Genomic DNA, 20,528 nt, shown 5'->3' on the forward strand with positions numbered 1-20,528 from the left:
GGAAAATAAGATATGAGTGTGGATTTTAGTACGCTTGCCAAACCAGACATGATTGAAGTGCTTAACTATGAAACGATTCTGGAGAGTCGCAAACAGGCTCTCATCGCTCGTTTTTATGGGCAAGAGCAGGATAATATCCGTGCGATTTTATCTCGTGAGTCCGAACCATTAACCAAGTTTGTGGAAGAAAATGCGTATCGTGAGCTTATCTTGCGCAATCGCATCAATACTGTCGCTCGCTCCTGTCTTTTGGCTTATGCAACAGGGTCGGATCTTGACCACATCGCTGCTAATTTCAATGTTATTCGCCTGCTGATCTCACCAGCGACTGAAGACAGTCCCGCCGTCTATGAATCAGATGAAGTGTTCCGCTCTCGTGTTCAGCGTGCCTTTGATCGTCTGTCTGTCGCAGGTCCAGAAGCTGCGTATCAATACCATGCACTATCCGCCGATGGTCGTGTTGCTGATGTGGCAGTAACCAGCCCAAGCCCTGCTGTGGTTAATATTGCCATTTTACAGACCGACAGCGAAACAGGTGAAGCTTCTGATGAGCTTGTCAATATCGTTGCCAATGCAGTCAATGCCGAAAATGTACGCCCCATTGCTGACCGTGTGAGCGTACAATCAGCACAAATACACAGATACCGTATCGAGGCGAAACTATACATCGGCAAAGACCCAGAAGCTACCACCGTGCTTGCTACCGCTACCGCAAAAACCCAAGCATACACGCACGCCAAAAACCGCATCGGCCGCTCAGTACGACTCACCGCCATTCATCACTGCCTACACATTGATGGCGTGGCACGCATTGAGCTGATTGAACCAAAAGCTGATATTAGCATCAACGCATTGCAAGCGGCGTATTGTGAATCCATCAACATTACCATCGGAGGTATTGAATGATACGCCCAAATCATCTGTTGCCACCAAACGCCACGCAATTTGAGCATAAGATTACTGACACACTTGCAGACAATACCCTTCTTGATGTCAATATCGATACGCTAAACCGCATTGATGAAGTTGATGATGAATTTTTGGGACTGCTCGCATGGCAATACTCGGTGGATAGCTGGGATAGTGATTGGCAATCGTCTCTAAAACGAGAGCTGATTAAAAAATCTTTTTACAACCATCAGCTCAAAGGCACACGAGCCGCTGTGCGGCGGATTTTGGCGGATTTTGGTTATGAAGCAAAGTTTGTTGAGTGGTGGCAAACAGAACCACCACTACCAGCTGGCTCATTCACACTAGAACTATCCACTTATGGACGAGAGCTGTCTGAAGCGGTCTATGTTGAGATTAACAGACTTGTCAATGATGCCAAGCCAGTCAGTCGCCATCTTGCCAATCTTGCCATCACACTCACCCCACGCATCGATGTGTATCTGGCAGTCGTGATGCAGGCAGCCGATGAAATTATTGTTTATCCAAAGGAGAGCACATGAGTAACCATCACACAATCATGACAAACAATGGCAAAGCACTCTTTGCCATCGCTGCCGCTTCAAACGAAAGTATCAATATCACACATTTGGCAGTTGGCGATAGCAACAATGTAAACATCACACCCACCGCCACGCAGACTAAGCTGGTGCATGAACGCCATCGCATCGCCGTCAATAGTGTCGAACGCCACCCAACCAATGCCAACTGGATTGAGATCAATGCCATTATTCCATCAGACTCAGGTGGCTATACGGTGCGAGAAATTGGGCTGTATGCAGACAGCACGCTCATCGCTGTCGGCTCATTTCCGGCAACCTACAAACCTGCTCAAGATGATGGCGTGACTCGTGAAATGTCAATTCGCATCATCATCGCAGCAGAGAATGCTTCTGTTGTCACCGTTACACTAGATGATTCATTGGTGTATGCAACCAAAAAATGGACTCAGGATAATTTTATCAATCACAACGAAGTCATCAATACGCTAACAAGCACCGATACGGTCAAACCGCTATCAGCCGCACAAGGTAAAGTGCTAAACGATACCAAGCTGGGTAAAACAGAAAACGCCGCTACCGCAACCAAACTAAGAACCGCACGCACCATTAACGGCGTGGCGTTTGATGGTACAGCCAATATTACCATTTTTGATGACACCAAAGCAGCTGCTGACCACCGCCACAATTGGAGAGAGATTGATAGCAAACCAACAACGCTTGTAGGCTATGGCATCACAGATTTTCGGGTGCAGACAGCAACAGGAGACCTTGACACTTATACAGATGACGGTATTTATAGCTTTAATTCATCAGGCAGTATGTCTAATGCACCAGTCCCGTCCGCAAGCGGTCATCTGATTGTCATTGCAGGGGGCAATAGCAACGCTAACTGGTGCAGACAGATTTTTAAGAAGCATTACAGTAATGAGACCTATGAACGCTATCGCACCAGTAGAAACAATACCTGGTCCGACTGGATGCGTACCGATGGCACAATCAACAACACCTTATCATCGACTGCGACAGATCAATCACTATCAGCCGCACAAGGTAAAGTGCTAAACGATACCAAGCTGGGTAAAACAGAAAACGCCGCTACCGCAACCAAACTAAGAACCGCACGCACCATTAACGGCGTGGCGTTTGATGGTACAGCCAATATTACCATTTTTGATGACACCAAAGCAGCTGCTGACCACCGCCACAATTGGAGAGAGATTGATAGCAAACCAACAACGCTTGTAGGCTATGGCATCACAGATTTTCGGGTGCAGACAGCAACAGGAGACCTTGACACTTATACAGATGACGGTATTTATAGCTTTAATTCATCAGGCAGTATGTCTAATGCACCAGTCCCGTCCGCAAGCGGTCATCTGATTGTCATTGCAGGGGGCAATAGCAACGCTAACTGGTGCAGACAGATTTTTAAGAAGCATTACAGTAATGAGACCTATGAACGCTATCGCACCAGTAGAAACAATACCTGGTCCGACTGGATGCGTACCGATGGCACAATCAACAACACCTTATCATCGACTGCGACAGATCAATCACTATCAGCCGCACAAGGTAAAGTGCTAAACGATACCAAGCTGGGTAAAACAGAAAACGCCGCTACCGCAACCAAACTAAGAACCGCACGCACCATTAACGGCGTGGCGTTTGATGGTACAGCCAATATTACCATTTTTGATGACACCAAAGCAGCTGCTGACCACCGCCACAATTGGAGAGAGATTGATAGCAAACCAACAACGCTTGTAGGCTATGGCATCACAGATTTTCGGGTGCAGACAGCAACAGGAGACCTTGACACTTATACAGATGACGGTATTTATAGCTTTAATTCATCAGGCAGTATGTCTAATGCACCAGTCCCGTCCGCAAGCGGTCATCTGATTGTCATTGCAGGGGGCAATAGCAACGCTAACTGGTGCAGACAGATTTTTAAGAAGCATTACAGTAATGAGACCTATGAACGCTATCGCACCAGTAGAAACAATACCTGGTCCGACTGGATGCGTACCGATGGCACAATCAACAACACCTTATCATCGACTGCGACAGATCAATCACTATCAGCCGCACAAGGTAAAGTGCTAAACGATACCAAGCTGGGTAAAACAGAAAACGCCGCTACCGCAACCAAACTAAGAACCGCACGCACCATCTCTTTGACTGGCGCGGTAACAGGCTCGGTCAATTTTGATGGCTCTGGCAATGTCAGCGTCAATACAACTGTGCAATCAGTGAGTAATAAAGTGGTTGTCATGACAGGCGTTATAGACAACGGCGGTACCATACCGTTGCCAGCAGGGTTCAGTGAGCGTCAGTGCAATTGGCTGGTGTCAATACATAAGGACAATCCTGCCGATACAAAATGGGATATATATGAATTTGGTCTCACAAAAAGCTACGGGTTTGAGTGCTACACATTGGGTCGTGTTGTTACCGCACGAACATACTTAGGCGGGCATGGCAATCTACCAGGATGGATACCTGCAAAAGCAAACTACATCATCATTGGAGTGAAGTAATGTATTACATTTTTAATCAAGATGGCAAAAACATCGGACAATGCGACTTTGAGCCCGATGCTGATGACCTAGCGAGTCGTGGTGAGTCTGCATATCATAGCGACACAAAACTGAGCAATCCGACCCTGAGTAATGGGCGTCTGCACGATATCGCAACTCAACCATCCAAATATCATACACTCAAAGACGGTCAATGGGTAATCACGCAAGCCAATCAGGCAAGGCTTGATGGCGAGACCCTAGCCGCTGCAAAAACTCAAAAAATACAGCAGATTAATATCACTGCTCAAAACCACATTGACACTGTTGCCAAGCTAGAGCAGGTGCCGAGTTTTGAGGTGCAAACCTGGACAATACAAGCAATAGAAGCTAAGCAATGGTACGCTGATCATACCAAACCAACGCCAACGCTTGATACCATTGCTGCCGCTCGTGGCATACCCCCAGAGATATTGCGTCAAAAGGCTTTAGAAAAATCGTTGGCATTTGAACGCTTATCTGCCTATGTTGCAGGTGTTCGCCAGCGATTGACAGATTTGGCACAAAACGCTGTCAGCATTGATGAACTTGACAAGATTGTCATTACATTTGACTTGCCAAACTCAGTACAAGGAGGTGTGTGATGGTCAGTGTGGCATTCTATAAGGGCAAAAAAACCATCAAACGCCCACAGGATTTGGGTTTATGGGTGATTGATGGCATGATTCGCATGATTACTCACAGTCCTTATAGTCATTGTGAGATTGTCATTGATATGCAAGATGGTTGTTTTGATTGTTATTCGTCCAGCTATAGAGATGGCGGTGTGCGTAAAAAGACGATGGCACTGCCAAGCGATCAGTGGGATATTTTACCCACCAATGTCCCTTTAGAGCGTATTTTGTCGTATTACGCACAGACGCAGGGTCTAGGCTACGATCTACTGGGTGTGCTTAGCTTCGTATTTAGACTCAAACACAATCCTAAAAAATATTTTTGTTCAGAATGGTGTTTTAACGCTCTCACCAACCAAACCAATGGCGAACGCTACAGCCCAGACGATTTATATCATCTAATTACAGGAGATATTCAGTGAATGAGTTTTTTACCTATCTATCGGAGGCTTGGCTACACGCCAAGATCGCCGCCATGAGCTTTGTCATGGCAACACTAATGGCGGTCTTTCGCACCAAAGCACAGCGTGGCCGTGTTGATCTGCTTGAATCCATCATGTGCGGACTGTTTGCCATCGGTATTTGGTCATTTTTAGATTGGTTCAGCATTCCACAAACCGCCAGCGTCGGCATTGCCTCCGCCATCGGCTATTTTGGCACGCATTGGCTGGCTGATGTCATCAAAAATTATCTCAACAAAGGAGCAAAAAAATGACTTTCATTAAAGATAATGTCTTTCAATATCTATCGGTCAAGCTACCAGCCTTAGGGGCGTTCATCATGCTAGTACTCATCCCAGCACTACAAGTGGCGGTTGATTATCAGATCATCCCTACGCAATATCATGCGTTCATTACAGGAGCTGTCATGATGTCGCTATCTTGGGTTGGTCGCAAGATTCATCAGCCCAACCTAAAAACCAATAAAGCCCAATTCTTCAAGCAGACTGCAATAAGCAGTACGAAGAATGTATTTTTTGGCATCGCCAAAGAGTTGCTGCACGATGTGGCTTCTCGTGAACTAAAAAAGCTCATCAAAAAATCCAACAACCCATAGCGGACAGATAGGTTAGTCAAGCGTTTTGGCGTACTCAACCAAAGCGGTTTTGATTGCCATTGCCTTTGAGCATCCCTTGCGTGCTACAATGCTCTCAAGGGCTGCTAGGACTTCTGGCTCGGTATGACTGATGACAAGTCCGATGCGTGCCAATGCGTGTGAGCTCAGGCTATCGCTCACCCACGCTCAACCGTGCCATCGTTGGCAGCACCACATCGGCACACTGTTACGGGCTTGCGATTGACTTTACCGCCCCAGCCTTTGGCGACACTCGCAAAGTCGCCCGCTATCTGGTGGCAGAATTAAAGGAGCGTGGCATTAAATTTGACCAGCTGATCCTAGAATTTCCAGACAGCTCAAATTCATGGATTCACTTAGGCTACAAGCACCCCAATGGGCAGCAGCGTGGGCAGGTCCTGACCGCTGTCAAGCGTGGTGGTCGTACAGTTTATCTGAGTAGGCTTAGGTAGATCACTAAGACCTTCTGGCAGCGCTATGCTTTAGACCAATGAGGTATTCAACCAATTCATGCACATTTGTTGAAGGATTCTTTTGATCAGTTTCATCTGCATCTTTAATAGCAAATTTTGCATTTGAGATAGCATCAGCTTGTTTACTCCGAAGCTTGGAATAAGCTTCGGAATTATTTTTTTGATAAGGCTCATGAAAAGTATTTTGCCAAAGACTATTGGCATTCCTTTCACATACGGCCGAACTCATAGAACCTCGATTTCTCTCAAAATGGCAAATGTACCAATATTCAAAGCTTGGATATGACACCACTCCATAGTATAGAGCAGAATTGGCTTGCTTATTAGCTGTAGAGATTTTTTGAATGGCTTGATTAAACGTACTATGCTCATCACGATCTATAACACAATAAACACGATCGTAGTGAGCCTCAGGGTTGGCGTCCTTATTTGCTTCCATTGTCAATTCGATAGCGCGATCAATAACATGAATTGGTGCAGAACGACTGCCTACATGATCTACCTGCACATTAACACTAGAAAGCTTTTCGGCTTTTATCAATCCCTGAAAATAGAAAGGCTCTGTTTTTTCTCCTTCGCAAACAATTAGCACCTTGTCGTATGCCTCGCGTATCTGAGGTCTACGAATTAGATTTCTATCTTTTTTTCTGCTTTGTCTCGCCATTATGACCCCTTTTTTTCTATAAATTATAAAATTCTTCGATAATTGGAGTGGCGCCATATCTTCCATGTAGGTAAGCTTCTTCAACATCTTCCCGTCCTTTTCTCGGACTAAAGTCAGTCAAAGGATATAGCGCTGTGTCGCGATCACTGTTTTTTTCACAAAACCAAATTTGGTCTCTACGTAGCAGATCTTGGCGCAGTACAGAAGTTTCATGCGAAGTAAAAATTAACTGCCCGTTACCAGAATTATTCTTCGAATTGAATAGACGTACCAAATGTTGCACAAGTTTTGGATGCAAGCTGTTATTCAGCTCATCAATGATGATTGTATTTCCCTTTTCCATCACATCCATTAACAGCATAGCAAACTCAAACAATTTCTGCGTACCATCAGACTCTTGCTCCAATTCAAACTCTATCGGCCTTCCTAGGCTATCCTTGTATATAAAGAACACCGCTGCATCTTCTAAGAAACGCTCCACAACCATTTGTCGAAGCTCATCAGGGAAATCTTCTGGGATATTCAACTCATCCGCATGACGCTGTCGAAAATCAATATCAAACACATCAATGCCGGCTTGACGAAGAAATTCAACCAACAACTTTCTCTTGTTGTCGTCATTTCTACAGACATCCTTGGTGAAGTCACTACCAATTCGATTGCTAATAATGATAGGCATCTTAGCAGTCATTGCTTGATAAATTGGTAGTAACTGGGTGCTATTTAAGTGAGTTGCCACAGATAAAAAAAGCTGATTTTCTCTAGTACTCTCCTGCCAATAGCTTTTATTACCCTTAAAGAAGCTGGACGTGTTCCATTTGTAGCTACCAGACTCATCATCATACATGCGATGAAACCAAGCTTGTTCGCGTGATTTTGGATAAACAGATAGCCATTCTTCATAAACCATCTTGCGATCGCAGCTAAAACCATAAATAACTTTAACAGGTTTCTTTTCACCTTCTTTATTTGGTAATTCAACAACCAAAATCAACTCAAAGTTCGTTGGCTCTTTTGCCATTTTTACATCAAAGGCAAATGGATTTAAAGGCAATAAGGCGCCCGGCTTGCTGTCATTGGAATTTGCAACAATGTTCTGCATGCATCGCAATGCCTTGAGCACATTAGACTTCCCTGAAGCATTCGCACCGTAAATTACAGCGGTTTTAAGTAATTCCGGAGCGCTTGGAGCATCAGATGAGAAATAATTGTCAGGCATTTCGGTGGCGCTATTTTTTACAAGCGACAAGGTTTGCTCATCTTTTATAGATCGGAAATTTTCAACAGAGAATTGAATAATCAAAGCATTACATCCTATTTTTAGGCGGAAATATGGCAAATTATGCCAAAAATTACAATAATAATATCATAATACCCAAATTTAGCAATCCCTACACTTAAGTATTTTATTATAAAATTTTATCATCAGCTACAGCAACCAATAACGAGAGTTTGCATTTTTACCACCTTATCTATTAATTCTGCCAACATCAAGGCAAGCCATCATCATAAGATGCCATCAAGGTATTCGAGCACCATCTCATCCATCATCTGCTTATCATCATCAGAGATACCCAGTAGCTCACGCACAGGATAGACGGCGGTGGTGCCACGCTTATCGCCGATGCGTGCGGTGAGTCCGTACTGATGCACTTGGGCGATTTGTGCCATGCGTCCGACATAGCCGATGGCAAAGCCTTCTTTGCTGTGTTTTATCTTCATGTGCTTGGCGTTCTTGATGGTGTTCATCATCTTTTTACGCACTCGTTGCCCCTTGCGTTTACGCTGGGGCTTTTTGGGTGTGTAGGTAGAGCCATCGACATTCTGCTGGGCGGTGATACGCTTTTTTTGGTTGTTGCGGAGTTTCTGGGCGAGCGTCTTTTTGAGCTTTAACATTTGCCCATCAGACAGCCCATCAATGATACGCCCCAGATGTTCGGGTAGATAAGACAGTTCAGCCACGAATATCCACCAAAGGCATTTCAAGCATCCATTTTTCTTCCGGCATGCCTGTGGGAAATTCACACAAAACCACATCATTCTTAGCATCGATGAGCTGCACCTTTTGACTGACCGTTGGGCGTGTGTAAGTCGGCTCTGGTGGATAATCAATGACCACCCTGCCGTCCACTTCTTTGACGATGACTCGTTCGGTGAGTGGTAGCGTGATGGATAGGTCAACCTTGCGATTATCCAAAATATCTGCCACGAATGTGATGCCGTCTTTTGCCTTATCTGTATTCGCCATCAGCTCGCTTTGGTGATCTCGTAGCCATGCGTAGAGTGCCACCGCCACCACCGCCATGTCTTCACTAAAATCTGTGATGATGATGTTGAGCGTATAGCGATACTCAAACGATAGCCCATTTGCCAGCGTATTCACCATCCGCCCTTCATCTACATAGATGAGCAGACGGTCAGGGTTTTTGGCAAGTGCGGATATGCTCGATAACAGATGCCTTCTTAATAAATCAGGCTTTTTCACTGATTAACTCCAATCGGCGTAGCTCACGCAAGAACTTGTAGTCATAGCCATGCTTCTTATAAGCCCTGCCATTATACAGCGTAAATACTTTGTCCCAGTCGCCTGTTTGCAGGGCATCAAGCAAGCCTTTTTTGGTCTTACAAAATCGAACAAAAGCATCAAGATGATGCGACTCGCCTTGTCGCATCAAAGATACAAATTCATCAACAGACGCATACCCCAATACTTGCCAATTCTCACCCATGACCTGAAACATGCCCCAACTTGCTGAACTGTACGCCAAATCTTTATCAATGGTTTTTGCAAAATTAAGTCGCACATATTCTGACGCACCGCCCTTATATCCACCCGTTTTGGTGCTGATGATATTTGGGTGGCGTTGGGCAAGTGTATCCGCTGTATTTTTGCCATATTTGGACTTGAGCAAACGATAAAAAACATGACGCTCAAACAAAATTGCAGGCTGATCAACACCGAAAAATCCTGCACCACGACTTTCTACTTTTGCAAAAGCCTGCACCACATTGACAGGCACACCAAGCTCATTGGCGGCTGTCTCATAGTCTGCCATAGACAACAGATGTATGGACGGTTCGCCATACAATGCCTGCCATGTCTTGATGCCGACCACACCATCTACCGCCAAGCCAGCCGACCGCTGAAATGCCATCACCGCCTTTTCGGTAGCACGCCCAAAATCACCATCAACGGCAAGTTTGGCACCATTTTCGTTCAGTTTGACTTGTAGCCGTTCGACTTGTTCGCCCTTGTTTCCGTATTTAAGTAGCTTCATGTTTTAGCTCCATAGTTGAATGGTTTGTTTGACAGGGTTGGTTGTGATAAGACTAGGCAAGATGACTTTTGTGCCAATGGGCAAGATGACATCTTCTTTGGCAAGGTGCGGATTGACCGCCAATATCTGCTCAACGACCGATTTGCCATAGTAGCGATGGCTGATGGCATCGATACTGTCGTTTTGTATGCTATAAATAATGCGGTTCATATCAGCTCCACCACTGTCTGATTACGCCCCTGCATTTGGGCGATTGCCCACATTTTATTACGGCGATATTCATCAATGGTTGCTGACAGCTCGTAGGCTTTGTCATAGCCCTTGTTTGTCGTGTCGTAGTTGCGATATTTTTCGCACACTTTCGCCCCCACGCCGTTGGCAATGGCACTAAAGTACCAAATCTCATGCGATGGGCGACCATCGAGCCGTACTGTGGATAAGTCGGTCAATCGTTGTGCCTGACCTACCAATGGCATCAACAATCTTTGTACATCCAGCACCTCTTCTAAGATGAGCTGCTGCAAGCGAAAATCAGTCACCGAGCCATCGATACGCACAAAATCACGCACATCCGCCACGCTGATCGACGGAAAAAACTCCCCGCCACTAATATCTGACAAGGCTGTGGATAAGTCACCACCAGCAATCAAACTCATACACTCTCCCAAAAATACAAATAAAATCCGATGGGGTGTGATATTCCCTCATTCGGCGGCGAGCTGCACATAGATAGGTAATTTGCCATCATTTTTTCATAAAACACGGGAACGGCTGACCGACTTTAAGCAAGATAAATCAGCTTACGGCGTATCAGCAGACCCGTGTTAGTGCGAGGCACCCTGTTAAGCAGCGGCTAATTTTTTGGCTTGTGCCAAGTCTGACTTGCCGCCACATTTATCATGTAAAGACAGTGCCGCAGACAACGCATTGACTGCCAAATCTGCCCCTTTGCCTATTTCTTTGGCTTGCATCAAATAATGACGACCGATGGCAAGATATAGCTTGGCACGAACTTCATCTGGCATATCACGCGCTGTCTTTGATAGACTGTCGTCATTGAGCAATTCGTGCAATGACTCTAGGGTGTCAATCGCTGCTGATTCATCTTGCTTGAGTCTTTTAATCTCAATCTCAGCAATCTCTTCAACAACAACACAAGCCACGCAACGCTTAAAATTATCAGGCATGATGAGTTCATGTTGTAGTGCGTATCTAGCAATCTTAAGAGCGAAATCATAACGACGCAAATCGATACACCACACCATGATTGTCATCAGCACTTCGTCTTGTACGCCCCCACCTGACGACAACACCCCTTCACAATAAGGGATGTAGTCATCAATAAGTCTGGTCTTCAAATCATTTTTAAGCTCCAAACTCTGAAGCTGTTTTAGTCTGTGCTTATCATTGGCAAGATTGGCAAGCTTTAGCTCATAAGTCGTTGCATGTTGCATTTCGCCATAGACCGCCATTTTTTCGGCGGTTTGTTTGGCATTTTGGCGTTCAAAATGTGCCCTAGCAAGGTTCATAACATCTCCTTACTCTTTGACAATTTCAATGTTTTCTGCCATAGCAGCCAACCCCAAATCTTCAATAAAGTAGCCTTCATTTGAGCTTTCGTAGTTTTCAATCTGATCTCGTTTGGCGTTATCTACGATGGTTCGACGGCGTGCCCCTTCTTGCACATAGATTGACAGGTTGTCAAAAGTCGTTACCAAAACTGTGCCTTCTGGAAAAAACGGCACGGCATACACAGGCAGATTGCCCATGCGTTTTTGTGCGATGATGGTGTCGGCGGCTAGGCTTTCGCTGTTTGGCTGCTCTTTATTGACCAGTGGGAAATATTTATCCGCCACCATCTTGCGACTGGTAATCACCACCAAATCAGGGTTATTTTGATGCCATGGGTCAATCATCTCATCAACCAAATTCATCACCAGTGCGTCTAGGTTGTGATAGTCGCATTCTTCGGTTTTGCCGATTTTGATTTTTTGGCTGTCTTTGCCAGCTTTGAGCGTGCGAGACTCGTTCTCGGTACGCTGGTGCTGTAACCAGCCGATATTGACATCTTGCAAAAGTTGATTGGTGCTAAAATCAGTCTCTTTGGCGACTTTAACGCCATTAAAGCCGATCATGATGCGATCTAGGGCTTGTCGCTTGACGATGACATCACGGAATTTGGCATAAAAATCAGGGAATTTCGCCCATTGATCGAGCTTGGCATAAGCAATCGCCGTATCAAAATTGGTCTTGGTGCATTCGTACTGGCGAGAATCCAGCATGGTCGGATCAATCGGCTGGCGGTCTTTTGCCTGCGTGTCAGTACGGCTGGCAATCGGACGAGTAACGCCAAGTCCGATGCCCTGACCTTTCATTTCACGCACCAGATAGGTATTAATTTTGCCCAAAAAGTCGCTGGATTCTTGAATTTTGGTTTCTAAGGTCTGTTGTACAGATGGCTCAACTGTGAATTTTTCGTGAACCGAATTGACCTTATTGATGGCAGCTAGGCTCGCCATCGCTTGACTGAATAATACTCGTGTTTCGTTACGCATGATTTGCTCCTTAGCAGTCGATATGGGCGTTGGTGGTGCCTACCGCTGGCGGGCGGCTTGGGGTGATGACAATACTGTCAATCTGGGTGCTTAGCGTCTGCACTTGTTGTTTTAGCTCGCGGATCTCGTCAGACTTGGCGTCCAGCTGTTCTTTGAATTGCTGACACAATTCGTCAAGGCACTTGGTCAGATCAACGATTTCAACTTCATCTACCATCTCTTCTTGACCTTCCAAGTCGCCTTGCTCGTCTGGGTTGTCTTGGCTGTCTTTGTCGGTGAAAAACTGAGCGATACGCTCTACGATACTATCAGCCAATGACTTAGGCTCACTAAAATCAAAGTCCGTCAATACCGTCGCCGTGAACAGATTACCCTCTGACTGTTTGCGGTCAGCAAGGGGATTTTGCTTAGCATTAGCACAAAAGGTCAGCATTTCAGTGCCTAGGCTTGCTGGGCTGTCTGTGATCGCCAAGCCCACCAGATACGCCTTGCCAGTTTTGGCAAAGTTGGTGTCAATCTCCACCGATGTGTAGATTTTTTGGTTTTTGGCGTTTAAGACTTTGAGTTTGTCATTTGGCTTGATTTGGGCAAATAGCGCAAGCTTATCTTCGCCATTGACCGTGATAGTCTCGGCTTTGAGCGCCAGCACATCGCCATAAGCGCCAAAGTCGCCATCTGGCATAAAGCCACGCATATGCTCAACATTGATGCGTGCGCCATAGACGCTAGGATCGTAGCTTGCCGCCATTTGTTCGATCCATTCTCGCTGGATTTCTCGTCCGTCGGTCGTTTGCCCAGATACGGCAATGCGAAACCATTTCATGTGTCAATCTCCAAAAAAATCATAGACAGCAAAAGACTAACCCACCACCGCCAATAAAACAAACCGCCAATGTTGTAAAACCCATATCTACAACAAGCCACCCACCACGCACACGCTAATGACAGCTAAGATAAGGCAAATTTTGATTTTATTGTTGTATGAGTAATTTGACCGACATTGCCAATCTTGAACTTGTTTTTGACAACCGCCTAAAAGCCAAATTTTTATGTTGGCTTGGTTGGCGTAATGCCGACATCGCAGAAGCTCTGGGCGAAAACGAAAACACCATTGCCAGCTGGAAGGCTCGTGATAAGTGGGATAAAGTGATGGGCGATAACAGGGTTGAGCAAGCCCTACAAGTACGGCTAATGACCCTTGTCATGAAAGAAAAGAAAAACTCTGGCGACTATAAAGAGCTGTCCGAATTGTTCAAAAATTACAAAGATTTTGTGCGACTAGAACGCTACCGAGACGGTGGCAACGAAGCCGATTTAAACCCCAAAGTATCAGAACGGGGCAAAGCCAAAAAACGCAAAGCCAATACTTTTGATGATGAAGCGGCGGAAAAATTGGTGCTTGCCTTTGAAGAGTCGCTGTTTGACTATCAACGCACTTGGTATCAAGCAGGCGATGAGCGAACTCGTGTGATTCTAAAATCTCGACAAATCGGTGCGACTTGGTACTTTGCTCGTGAAGCTCTGGTGGACGCTGTTACCACAGGGCGAAACCAGATTTTCCTATCCGCCAGTAAAGCACAAGCCCATATTTTTAAAGAATACATCAAGCAGTTCGCCCACTCTGCCTGTGGCGTGGAGCTGTCAGGCGACCCGATCGTGCTGTCAAATGGGGCAAGTCTCAACTTCCTTGGCACGAACGCCCGCACTGCACAGGGTCATCATGGCAATTTTTATTTTGATGAATTTTTTTGGGTTTATGGCTTTGACGAGCTAAACAAAGTCGCCTCAGGTATGGCCATGCACAAAAAATGGCGAAAAACCTACTTTTCCACGCCGTCCACCATGGCACACGAAGCCTACACCTTTTGGACTGGCTCACGATTTAACAAAGGCAAACCCAAAGACAAGCACCTGCACATCGATGTCAGCCACGACGCATTAAAGGACGGCAAACGCTGTGATGACAAACTCTGGCGGCAAGTGGTAACGATTATGGACGCACAGGCTGGCGGCTGTGATTTGTTTGATATTGACGAGCTTAGATTTGAATATTCAGCAACAGACTTTGCCAACCTTTTGATGTGCGAATTTGTCGATGACGGCGAGAGTATTTTTCCGCTCAATCTATTACAGCCGTGTATGGTGGACTCTTGGGAAGTGTGGCGTGAAGATTTTCGCCCCTTGCACGCTCGCCCTTTTGGCAATAAACCTGTGTGGGTGGGCTATGACCCTGCAGAGACTGGCGACAGTGCAGGGCTTGTGGTGGTCGCACCGCCTGCCGTGGCAAATGGCAAATTTCGTGTGCTAGAACGCCAGCAGTTTAAGGGTATGGACTTTGCCGCTCAAGCAAACATCATCAAAGGCATTACCCAGCGTTACACCGTGCAGTACATTGGCATCGATCAGACAGGCATGGGAACGGGCGTGGCTCAATTGGTGCGGTCGTTTTTCCCAGCGGTTACGACTTTTAGCTACAGCCCAGAGGTCAAAACCCAACTTGTGTTAAAGACTTGGGATGTGATTAAAAACGGACGGCTAGAATTTGACGCAGGACATACCGACATCGCCCATAGCCTAATGAGCATCAAAAAGACGCTCACCGCAAGCCAACGGCAAATGACCTTTGTCGCCAGTCGCAATGATGACATCGGTCATGCTGATCTAGCTTGGGCGTTAATGCACGCTTTATATAACGAGCCTTTAGAGGGTAAAACCGAACAAACAACGAGTTTTATGGAGTTTTCTTAATGAATATCGACTTACATCAAGGCGACTGCTTGGATATTTTAAAACAAATTCCAGATGGCTCGGTGGATATGGTGCTGACCGATCCACCGTATGGCATCAATTATCAGTCGTCGCACAGATACAAGGTCAAGAAATTTGACAAAATCTTAAATGATGAAACGCCATTTACTCAATTTATCGCACATTTACCACGATTATTAAGCAAAGACGGTTGTGGCATGATTTTCACAAGATGGGATAAACAACAAATATTTATTGACGAGTTAAAATCCCTCGGCATCAATCCCAAAAACATCATCATTTGGGATAAGGTCGCACATGGCATGGGAGACCTAAAAAGAGCCTTTGGCTCAAGATATGAAAGCATTATTTTTTATTGCAATCATGGATTTAGGTTTAATGGCAAACGCCCAACCGATATTGTGCGTTTTAATCGCATAGGGGGGAGTTTAATACACCCAAATCAAAAACCGATTGAATTATTGCAATACTTAATAGAAAAATACACCAGACCAAACGCAACCATTCTAGACTGCTTTATGGGTAGTGGATCAACAGGCGTGGCTTGCGTTGGTACGGGGCGAAACTTTATTGGCATTGAACTGGACGATCATTATTTTTCGGTCGCCAAAAATCGCATTAACAATCAACTTAACGAACAGGAAATATCATGACAAACCAACCCATCGCCTTTACCTTTGGCGAGCCTGTCGCCATGCACGACCGAGAAATTTTTGACTATGTAGAATGCTGGCACAACGGTCGCTGGTACGAACCGCCTGTGAATTTACACGGCTTATCCAAAGCCTACAAATCCACGCCGTATTTATCCAGCGGTATTATTTTTAAACGCAATTTTTTGGCAAATTTATTCATACCACACGCCAAATTAAGTCGCAAAGCCTTTGAACAAATCGCCCTAGACTTTATCTGGTGTGGTAATGCCTACCTTGAAGAGCTGACTGGTGTGCGTGGGCAGGTGGTAGGTTATCGCCCCACTCTTGCCAAATACACCAGAGCTGGCAAAGATGGGCGATTCTTTATGCTACATAGTGATGATTTGGGTTATCAAGAGCATGAATTTACTAGCCGAATCTGTCATATCAAAGAATGCGACATCAACCAAGAAATCTATGGTCAGCCTGAGTATTACGCTGCCCTACAGTCAGCATGGCTCAACGAATCAGCGACACTATTTCGCCGCAAATACTACAATAACGGCTCGCACGCAGGCTTTATCTTGTATGTCAATGACCCTGCCAACGACCCCAATGACATTGACGCACTCCGCCAAGCATTAAAAGACAGCAAAGGACCGGGCAATTTCCGCAATTTGTTTTTTTATAGTCCGAATGGCAAAAAGGACGGCATTCAAATTATCCCAGTGTCAGAAATCGCCGCCAAAGATGACTTCGGCACAATCAAGAACATCAGCCGTGACGATGTGCTGTCAGCGTTACGCATCCCACCGCAACTACTGGGTATCGTACCAACCAACGCCGGCGGTTTTGGATCAATCCGCGATGCATCTGAGATGTTTTGGCGAAATGAAATTCTGCCACTACAAGCTCGACTAGAAATCATCAATGAATGGGCTGGGGATGAGATTGTGAGGTTTAGGGATTATAAGGTGTCTGGCAACGAAGAATAAACCAAAAACCCAAGTCAAAACTTGGGTTTTATTGTATAATTTAACACCAAATTTACACCATTTGATATTTATTTTATCAAAAAATATTTAATTTCAATAACTTATATTAAATAGTGGAAATATCAATCATCGGTGCAACAGATATTCTTTTATTCATATTGATAAAATTGGTCATTAATGAGTTCTTTGCTGATATGGTAAATGGTTTAAGGGTTTTTTGTGGTCGCTAATGAATACTTTACATGATTTATTGATATTGATTGAGCAAATTGTCAAAATTAGCACTAGTAATCAGACCTATCTCTTCGCTACTTTTGCCATAAACTTTTGCCAATGCTTGTGCTACATAAGGCACATAGCTTGGCTCGTTGTCTCGTCCACGCTTGGGTGTGGGGGCAAGATAGGGGCTGTCTGTCTCTATCAAAATACGATCAAGTGGTAATTTGGCTGCCACTTCTCTTAAGTCTTGGGATTTATTAAAACTCACAATACCAGAAAAGGAAATATACATGCCTAAATCAAGGACGGTTTTAGCAAAATGATAATCTTCAGTAAAACAATGAATAATACCATACTCGCACTTCTCCGCCTTTAATACATCTAAGGTATCGTGATAGGCGGCTCGAGTATGGACAATGATGGGTTTTTTGAGAGATTGACTGGCATGAATGTGCGTAGCAAAGCTGTGCTTTTGCTCCACTTTTTTATCGCTATCCCAATGATAATCAAGCCCTGTTTCACCAAACGCCCAAACCTTATCATGATTCAAGCTGATAAAATCATCAATCCGAACCGACCTTAGCATCTCTTTATCTTGGCAAGGGTGAACACCAATACTCATGCCAATATCAATTTTTTCATCAGACAATCCCACCCAGCGTTCAATGTCGTGTATTTCATCAAAATTGCAACAAATCGCCATAACACGGCTGACTTGCATGGCTTTTAGATTATCTAGTAAAGCAGATGGGTTGTGTTGATAAGGTTCTAAATAAGTCAAATGGGCGTGGCTGTCAGTATACATAGCTACTCAAATCAAGTAAAAACAGTCATTATAACGCATTTTTATCCCTTTTTGGCAAATCCGCCATCTCTTAAGCGGTATTCAAAAACCAATATTATCTCTTGCTTTTATCAGCATGGCTTAGATATTAACTCCGCCATTAAAACACAAATACACAAGGATAAATACTTCAGTTTTAAATAACCAAAAAACAAAAAATAAAACCACTATAATTAAGTGGCTTTATTTTTTGGCTTATCTGATGATGATTAACGAGTAGTACAGCTGGTGTTCTTGGCAGCACCACCATGCACACCTACATACTCAAAGTAAGCTTGGCTACCTTTTTGATGCCATTGACCACCATAGCCCCATAGGCCTGTATGAGCAGTATATAGCTCACCAGATGCCGATCTTGCTTGGCTTAAGATGGCTTTTTTATTGTCGTTAGTAGTAAGCTCGATTTGATCATTACCCAAGTGCTTTACTGCAACGCTCAAACCATTTTCACAGCTAAAATGCTGAATGGCTGGTTGTGCCTTAGCGGTCATATTATTGCTTGCGGTGTTAGAGTTGGTTGCACAACCTACTAAGATTACAGCACTTGCAGCAACTAAAGAAGCGATTTTTTTCATATGTTAAACTCCCATTTGAGATTAAAGATGTTTAAGTGTTAAAGGCATCTAAACGATGAATCATCATCAAAACACACCTTCAAACAAGAAATACATCATCTATATTCTTATCCACACTATAAATCAAAACGACTTTATTGTCAAATCCTGACGATTTTAGTAAAATATACAACACCAAGAGATGTTGCACCCTTAATCTTAATCGCACTAAGGTCAGGCTTGGTTTAATTATTTTGTTAATAATTAAAAAACAACGACATCTGCACATTTCTTTAACCATTTATTTAAGGAGTGGACAGATGTCTGCATTTACTGACTACAAAGTTGCTGATATTACTTTAGCTGAGTTTGGTCGCAAAGAAATCCGCCTTGCTGAGACCGAAATGCCTGCCCTAATGGGCATTCGCAAACGCTACGCTGACGAAAAACCGCTACAAGGTGCAAAAATCGTCGGATGTATCCACATGACCATTCAAACAGCTGTTTTGATTGAGACTTTGGTGGCACTTGGAGCAGAAGTTCGCTGGACTTCATGTAATATTTTTAGCACCCAAGATCATGCCGCCGCTGCCATTGCTGCAGCTGGTATTCCTGTTTTTGCATGGAAAGGCGAAACCGAAGAAGAATACCTATGGTGCTTGGAACAACAGATTCACAAGGATGGCAAACTTTGGAATGCCAATCTTATCTTAGATGATGGTGGCGATTTGACCGCACTCATTCACGAAAAATATCCACAAATGCTAGAGCATATTCATGGCATCAGCGAAGAAACCACAACGGGCGTACACCGCTTAATTGAGATGCTAGGTAATGGCAAGCTAAAAGTCCCTGCCATCAATGTCAATGATGCCATCACCAAATCCAAGAACGACAATAAATACGGCTGCCGTCATTCACTCAATGACGCCATCAAGCGTGCCACCGATATGCTACTATCAGGTCGCCGTGCTTTGGTTGTTGGCTATGGCGATGTAGGCAAAGGCTCTGCTCAGTCTTTGCGTCAAGAAGGCATGATTGTGCGTATCTCTGAAGTTGACCCAATTTGTGCGATGCAAGCATGTATGGACGGCTATGAAGTGGTATCGCCTTTCATCAATGGCGACCAATCTTGTGGTGTCAACACCGCCCTGTTGTCAGATACCGACCTTGTTGTTACCACCACAGGTAACTACAATGTCTGCAACAGTGAAATGTTAAAGGCATTAAAATCCACTGCAGTGGTATGCAATATTGGGCATTTTGACACAGAGATTGATACCGACTTTATGCGTAAAAACTGGCGTTGGGAAGAGATTAAGCCTCAAGTTCATCAAGTCTATCGCTCAGATGATGACAGCGATTATTTAATCTTGCTAAGCGAAGGGCGTCTTGTCAATCTAGGCAATGCCACAGGGCACCCCTCACGCATTATGGACGGCTCATTTGCCAATCAGGTACTGGCTCAAATTCATCTATACAAAGAAAAATTTGCCAATCTACCCACTGAAGAAAAATCCAGCAAAGTCTATGTCAAGGTTCTGCCCAAAAAATTAGACGAAGAAGTCGCTGCTGCTATGGTTGCTGGCTTTAATGGTGTCATTACCAAGCTGACCCAAGAGCAGGCAGATTATTTGGGCGTAAGCGTTGAAGGTCCATTTAAATCTGACGAGTATAAGTACTAATCCACCAAAATAGATAGCCACATCAATGGGTTGACATGAGTCAATCCATTGATTGCGTGTATCTTATGCCAATTTTATACACCATTAAATACTCAGCATTGCCCTTATTGATTTGACATTCAATATTCTTATGAAGAGT

Annotated in this window: 24 protein-coding genes and 1 pseudogene; 12 read left to right on the plus strand and 13 right to left on the minus strand. The window is 44.5% G+C overall.

The window, feature by feature from the left end; translation table 11 throughout:
• The first annotated feature begins 12 nt into the window (after positions 1-12).
• The 7 genes and pseudogenes from LU276_RS06705 to LU276_RS06735 all read left to right on the plus strand — a co-directional run.
• Positions 13-906 (plus strand): baseplate assembly protein, encoded by an 894-nt coding sequence (locus tag LU276_RS06705; RefSeq protein ID WP_284673092.1) that lies wholly within the window; start codon positions 13-15, stop codon positions 904-906.
• Positions 903-1,451 (plus strand): phage tail protein I, encoded by a 549-nt coding sequence (locus LU276_RS06710; RefSeq protein ID WP_284673093.1) that lies wholly within the window; start codon positions 903-905, stop codon positions 1,449-1,451. Before LU276_RS06705 ends, LU276_RS06710 begins: the two co-directional genes overlap by 4 nt.
• Positions 1,448-3,991, plus strand: coding sequence for a phage tail-collar fiber domain-containing protein (locus tag LU276_RS06715; protein WP_284673094.1), 2,544 nt, complete (start codon positions 1,448-1,450; stop codon positions 3,989-3,991). The genes LU276_RS06710 and LU276_RS06715 overlap by 4 nt, the downstream gene beginning before the upstream one ends.
• Positions 3,991-4,614, plus strand: a complete 624-nt coding sequence (locus LU276_RS06720; RefSeq protein ID WP_284673095.1) for a hypothetical protein — start codon at positions 3,991-3,993, stop codon at positions 4,612-4,614. Before LU276_RS06715 ends, LU276_RS06720 begins: the two co-directional genes overlap by 1 nt.
• Entirely contained in the window at positions 4,611-5,066 is a 456-nt protein-coding gene (locus tag LU276_RS06725) for an enoyl-CoA hydratase (protein ID WP_284673096.1), read from the plus strand. The genes LU276_RS06720 and LU276_RS06725 overlap by 4 nt, the downstream gene beginning before the upstream one ends.
• Complete coding sequence (locus LU276_RS06730) at positions 5,063-5,359, plus strand: phage holin family protein (protein WP_284673097.1); 297 nt, start codon at positions 5,063-5,065, stop codon at positions 5,357-5,359. Before LU276_RS06725 ends, LU276_RS06730 begins: the two co-directional genes overlap by 4 nt.
• Positions 5,356-5,559: pseudogene (locus LU276_RS06735) on the plus strand (TIGR02594 family protein); the annotation flags it as partial. The gene LU276_RS06730 and the pseudogene LU276_RS06735, both read left to right, overlap by 4 nt.
• A 153-nt stretch (positions 5,560-5,712) precedes the next feature.
• Here the strand turns inward: LU276_RS06735 and LU276_RS06740 are convergent.
• Positions 5,713-5,880, minus strand: a complete 168-nt coding sequence (locus LU276_RS06740; RefSeq protein ID WP_284673098.1) for a hypothetical protein — start codon at positions 5,878-5,880, stop codon at positions 5,713-5,715.
• On the opposite strand from LU276_RS06740, the gene LU276_RS06745 reads away from it, so the two are divergent.
• Positions 5,853-6,170 carry a D-Ala-D-Ala carboxypeptidase family metallohydrolase gene (locus LU276_RS06745; RefSeq protein ID WP_284673099.1) on the plus strand — a complete coding sequence of 106 codons (318 nt, stop codon included), beginning with the start codon at positions 5,853-5,855 and terminating at the stop codon, positions 6,168-6,170. The genes LU276_RS06740 and LU276_RS06745 overlap by 28 nt on opposite strands.
• Positions 6,171-6,174: 4 nt before the next feature.
• On the opposite strand, the gene LU276_RS06750 is transcribed toward LU276_RS06745, so the two are convergent.
• From LU276_RS06750 to LU276_RS06795, 10 genes are all read right to left on the minus strand, one after another.
• Positions 6,175-6,855 (minus strand): RloB family protein, encoded by a 681-nt coding sequence (locus LU276_RS06750; protein WP_284673100.1) that lies wholly within the window; start codon positions 6,853-6,855, stop codon positions 6,175-6,177.
• Between the two features lie 16 nt (positions 6,856-6,871).
• Positions 6,872-8,158, minus strand: coding sequence for an AAA family ATPase (locus LU276_RS06755; RefSeq protein WP_284673101.1), 1,287 nt, complete (start codon positions 8,156-8,158; stop codon positions 6,872-6,874).
• A 203-nt stretch (positions 8,159-8,361) separates the two neighbouring features.
• Positions 8,362-8,817 carry a phage virion morphogenesis protein gene (locus tag LU276_RS06760; protein ID WP_284673102.1) on the minus strand — a complete coding sequence of 152 codons (456 nt, stop codon included), beginning with the start codon at positions 8,815-8,817 and terminating at the stop codon, positions 8,362-8,364.
• Positions 8,810-9,340: a phage tail protein gene (locus LU276_RS06765; protein WP_284673103.1), complete on the minus strand. Its 531-nt coding sequence runs from the start codon at positions 9,338-9,340 to the stop codon at positions 8,810-8,812. Before LU276_RS06765 ends, LU276_RS06760 begins: the two co-directional genes overlap by 8 nt.
• A complete protein-coding gene (locus LU276_RS06770; protein ID WP_284673104.1) occupies positions 9,327-10,133 on the minus strand; it encodes an N-acetylmuramidase domain-containing protein in 807 nt (268 codons plus the stop codon). Before LU276_RS06770 ends, LU276_RS06765 begins: the two co-directional genes overlap by 14 nt.
• Before the next feature lie 3 nt (positions 10,134-10,136).
• Positions 10,137-10,343 (minus strand): tail protein X, encoded by a 207-nt coding sequence (locus LU276_RS06775; RefSeq protein ID WP_284673105.1) that lies wholly within the window; start codon positions 10,341-10,343, stop codon positions 10,137-10,139.
• Positions 10,340-10,789, minus strand: a complete 450-nt coding sequence (locus LU276_RS06780) for a head completion/stabilization protein (protein ID WP_284673106.1) — start codon at positions 10,787-10,789, stop codon at positions 10,340-10,342. The genes LU276_RS06775 and LU276_RS06780 overlap by 4 nt, the downstream gene beginning before the upstream one ends.
• 186 nt (positions 10,790-10,975) lie before the next feature.
• Entirely contained in the window at positions 10,976-11,662 is a 687-nt protein-coding gene (gene gpM, locus LU276_RS06785; protein ID WP_284673107.1) for a phage terminase small subunit, read from the minus strand.
• A gap of 9 nt (positions 11,663-11,671) precedes the next feature.
• The gene (locus LU276_RS06790; RefSeq protein ID WP_284673108.1) at positions 11,672-12,688 is read right to left on the minus strand and encodes a phage major capsid protein, P2 family; all 1,017 of its coding nucleotides are present in this window, start codon (positions 12,686-12,688) and stop codon (positions 11,672-11,674) included.
• A gap of 10 nt (positions 12,689-12,698) precedes the next feature.
• Positions 12,699-13,511: a GPO family capsid scaffolding protein gene (locus tag LU276_RS06795; protein ID WP_284673109.1), complete on the minus strand. Its 813-nt coding sequence runs from the start codon at positions 13,509-13,511 to the stop codon at positions 12,699-12,701.
• A 158-nt stretch (positions 13,512-13,669) separates the two neighbouring features.
• Between LU276_RS06795 and LU276_RS06800 the strand changes: the two genes are divergently transcribed.
• From LU276_RS06800 to LU276_RS06810, 3 genes are read left to right on the plus strand one after another with little or no spacing between them, the layout of a single operon-like run.
• Entirely contained in the window at positions 13,670-15,436 is a 1,767-nt protein-coding gene (locus LU276_RS06800; protein WP_284673110.1) for a terminase large subunit domain-containing protein, read from the plus strand.
• Positions 15,436-16,110 carry a DNA-methyltransferase gene (locus LU276_RS06805; RefSeq protein ID WP_284673111.1) on the plus strand — a complete coding sequence of 225 codons (675 nt, stop codon included), beginning with the start codon at positions 15,436-15,438 and terminating at the stop codon, positions 16,108-16,110. The genes LU276_RS06800 and LU276_RS06805 overlap by 1 nt, the downstream gene beginning before the upstream one ends.
• Positions 16,107-17,087: a phage portal protein gene (locus LU276_RS06810; protein ID WP_284673112.1), complete on the plus strand. Its 981-nt coding sequence runs from the start codon at positions 16,107-16,109 to the stop codon at positions 17,085-17,087. The genes LU276_RS06805 and LU276_RS06810 overlap by 4 nt, the downstream gene beginning before the upstream one ends.
• 247 nt (positions 17,088-17,334) lie before the next feature.
• Here the strand turns inward: LU276_RS06810 and LU276_RS06815 are convergent, their stop codons facing one another.
• Positions 17,335-18,111 (minus strand): TatD family hydrolase, encoded by a 777-nt coding sequence (locus tag LU276_RS06815; protein ID WP_284673113.1) that lies wholly within the window; start codon positions 18,109-18,111, stop codon positions 17,335-17,337.
• A 248-nt stretch (positions 18,112-18,359) separates the two neighbouring features.
• Complete coding sequence (locus tag LU276_RS06820; RefSeq protein WP_284673114.1) at positions 18,360-18,725, minus strand: MliC family protein; 366 nt, start codon at positions 18,723-18,725, stop codon at positions 18,360-18,362.
• Positions 18,726-19,024: 299 nt separating this feature from the next.
• Here LU276_RS06820 and ahcY point away from each other — a divergent pair, with 299 nt between their 5' ends.
• Positions 19,025-20,389, plus strand: coding sequence for an adenosylhomocysteinase (gene ahcY, locus LU276_RS06825; protein ID WP_284673115.1), 1,365 nt, complete (start codon positions 19,025-19,027; stop codon positions 20,387-20,389).
• Positions 20,390-20,528: the final 139 nt, after the last annotated feature.

This window comes from Moraxella haemolytica (assembly GCF_030177935.1).
In the GTDB taxonomy this organism is placed as follows: domain Bacteria; phylum Pseudomonadota; class Gammaproteobacteria; order Pseudomonadales; family Moraxellaceae; genus Moraxella; species Moraxella haemolytica.

Excerpts from the sequence above, each read along its gene's own strand:
- LU276_RS06705 (WP_284673092.1), top strand. The coding sequence starts at position 13 with ATGAGTGTGGATTTTAGTACGCTTGCCAAACCAGACATGATTGAAGTG.
- LU276_RS06710 (WP_284673093.1), top strand. The coding sequence starts at position 903 with ATGATACGCCCAAATCATCTGTTGCCACCAAACGCCACGCAATTTGAG.
- LU276_RS06715 (WP_284673094.1), top strand. The coding sequence starts at position 1,448 with ATGAGTAACCATCACACAATCATGACAAACAATGGCAAAGCACTCTTT.
- LU276_RS06720 (WP_284673095.1), top strand. The coding sequence starts at position 3,991 with ATGTATTACATTTTTAATCAAGATGGCAAAAACATCGGACAATGCGAC.
- LU276_RS06745 (WP_284673099.1), top strand. The coding sequence starts at position 5,853 with ATGCGTGTGAGCTCAGGCTATCGCTCACCCACGCTCAACCGTGCCATC.
- LU276_RS06750 (WP_284673100.1), bottom strand. The coding sequence starts at position 6,855 with ATGGCGAGACAAAGCAGAAAAAAAGATAGAAATCTAATTCGTAGACCT.
- LU276_RS06770 (WP_284673104.1), bottom strand. The coding sequence starts at position 10,133 with ATGAAGCTACTTAAATACGGAAACAAGGGCGAACAAGTCGAACGGCTA.
- LU276_RS06775 (WP_284673105.1), bottom strand. The coding sequence starts at position 10,343 with ATGAACCGCATTATTTATAGCATACAAAACGACAGTATCGATGCCATC.
- LU276_RS06780 (WP_284673106.1), bottom strand. The coding sequence starts at position 10,789 with ATGAGTTTGATTGCTGGTGGTGACTTATCCACAGCCTTGTCAGATATT.
- gpM (WP_284673107.1), bottom strand. The coding sequence starts at position 11,662 with ATGAACCTTGCTAGGGCACATTTTGAACGCCAAAATGCCAAACAAACC.
- LU276_RS06790 (WP_284673108.1), bottom strand. The coding sequence starts at position 12,688 with ATGCGTAACGAAACACGAGTATTATTCAGTCAAGCGATGGCGAGCCTA.
- LU276_RS06795 (WP_284673109.1), bottom strand. The coding sequence starts at position 13,511 with ATGAAATGGTTTCGCATTGCCGTATCTGGGCAAACGACCGACGGACGA.
- LU276_RS06800 (WP_284673110.1), top strand. The coding sequence starts at position 13,670 with ATGAGTAATTTGACCGACATTGCCAATCTTGAACTTGTTTTTGACAAC.
- LU276_RS06805 (WP_284673111.1), top strand. The coding sequence starts at position 15,436 with ATGAATATCGACTTACATCAAGGCGACTGCTTGGATATTTTAAAACAA.
- LU276_RS06810 (WP_284673112.1), top strand. The coding sequence starts at position 16,107 with ATGACAAACCAACCCATCGCCTTTACCTTTGGCGAGCCTGTCGCCATG.
- LU276_RS06815 (WP_284673113.1), bottom strand. The coding sequence starts at position 18,111 with ATGTATACTGACAGCCACGCCCATTTGACTTATTTAGAACCTTATCAA.
- LU276_RS06820 (WP_284673114.1), bottom strand. The coding sequence starts at position 18,725 with ATGAAAAAAATCGCTTCTTTAGTTGCTGCAAGTGCTGTAATCTTAGTA.
- ahcY (WP_284673115.1), top strand. The coding sequence starts at position 19,025 with ATGTCTGCATTTACTGACTACAAAGTTGCTGATATTACTTTAGCTGAG.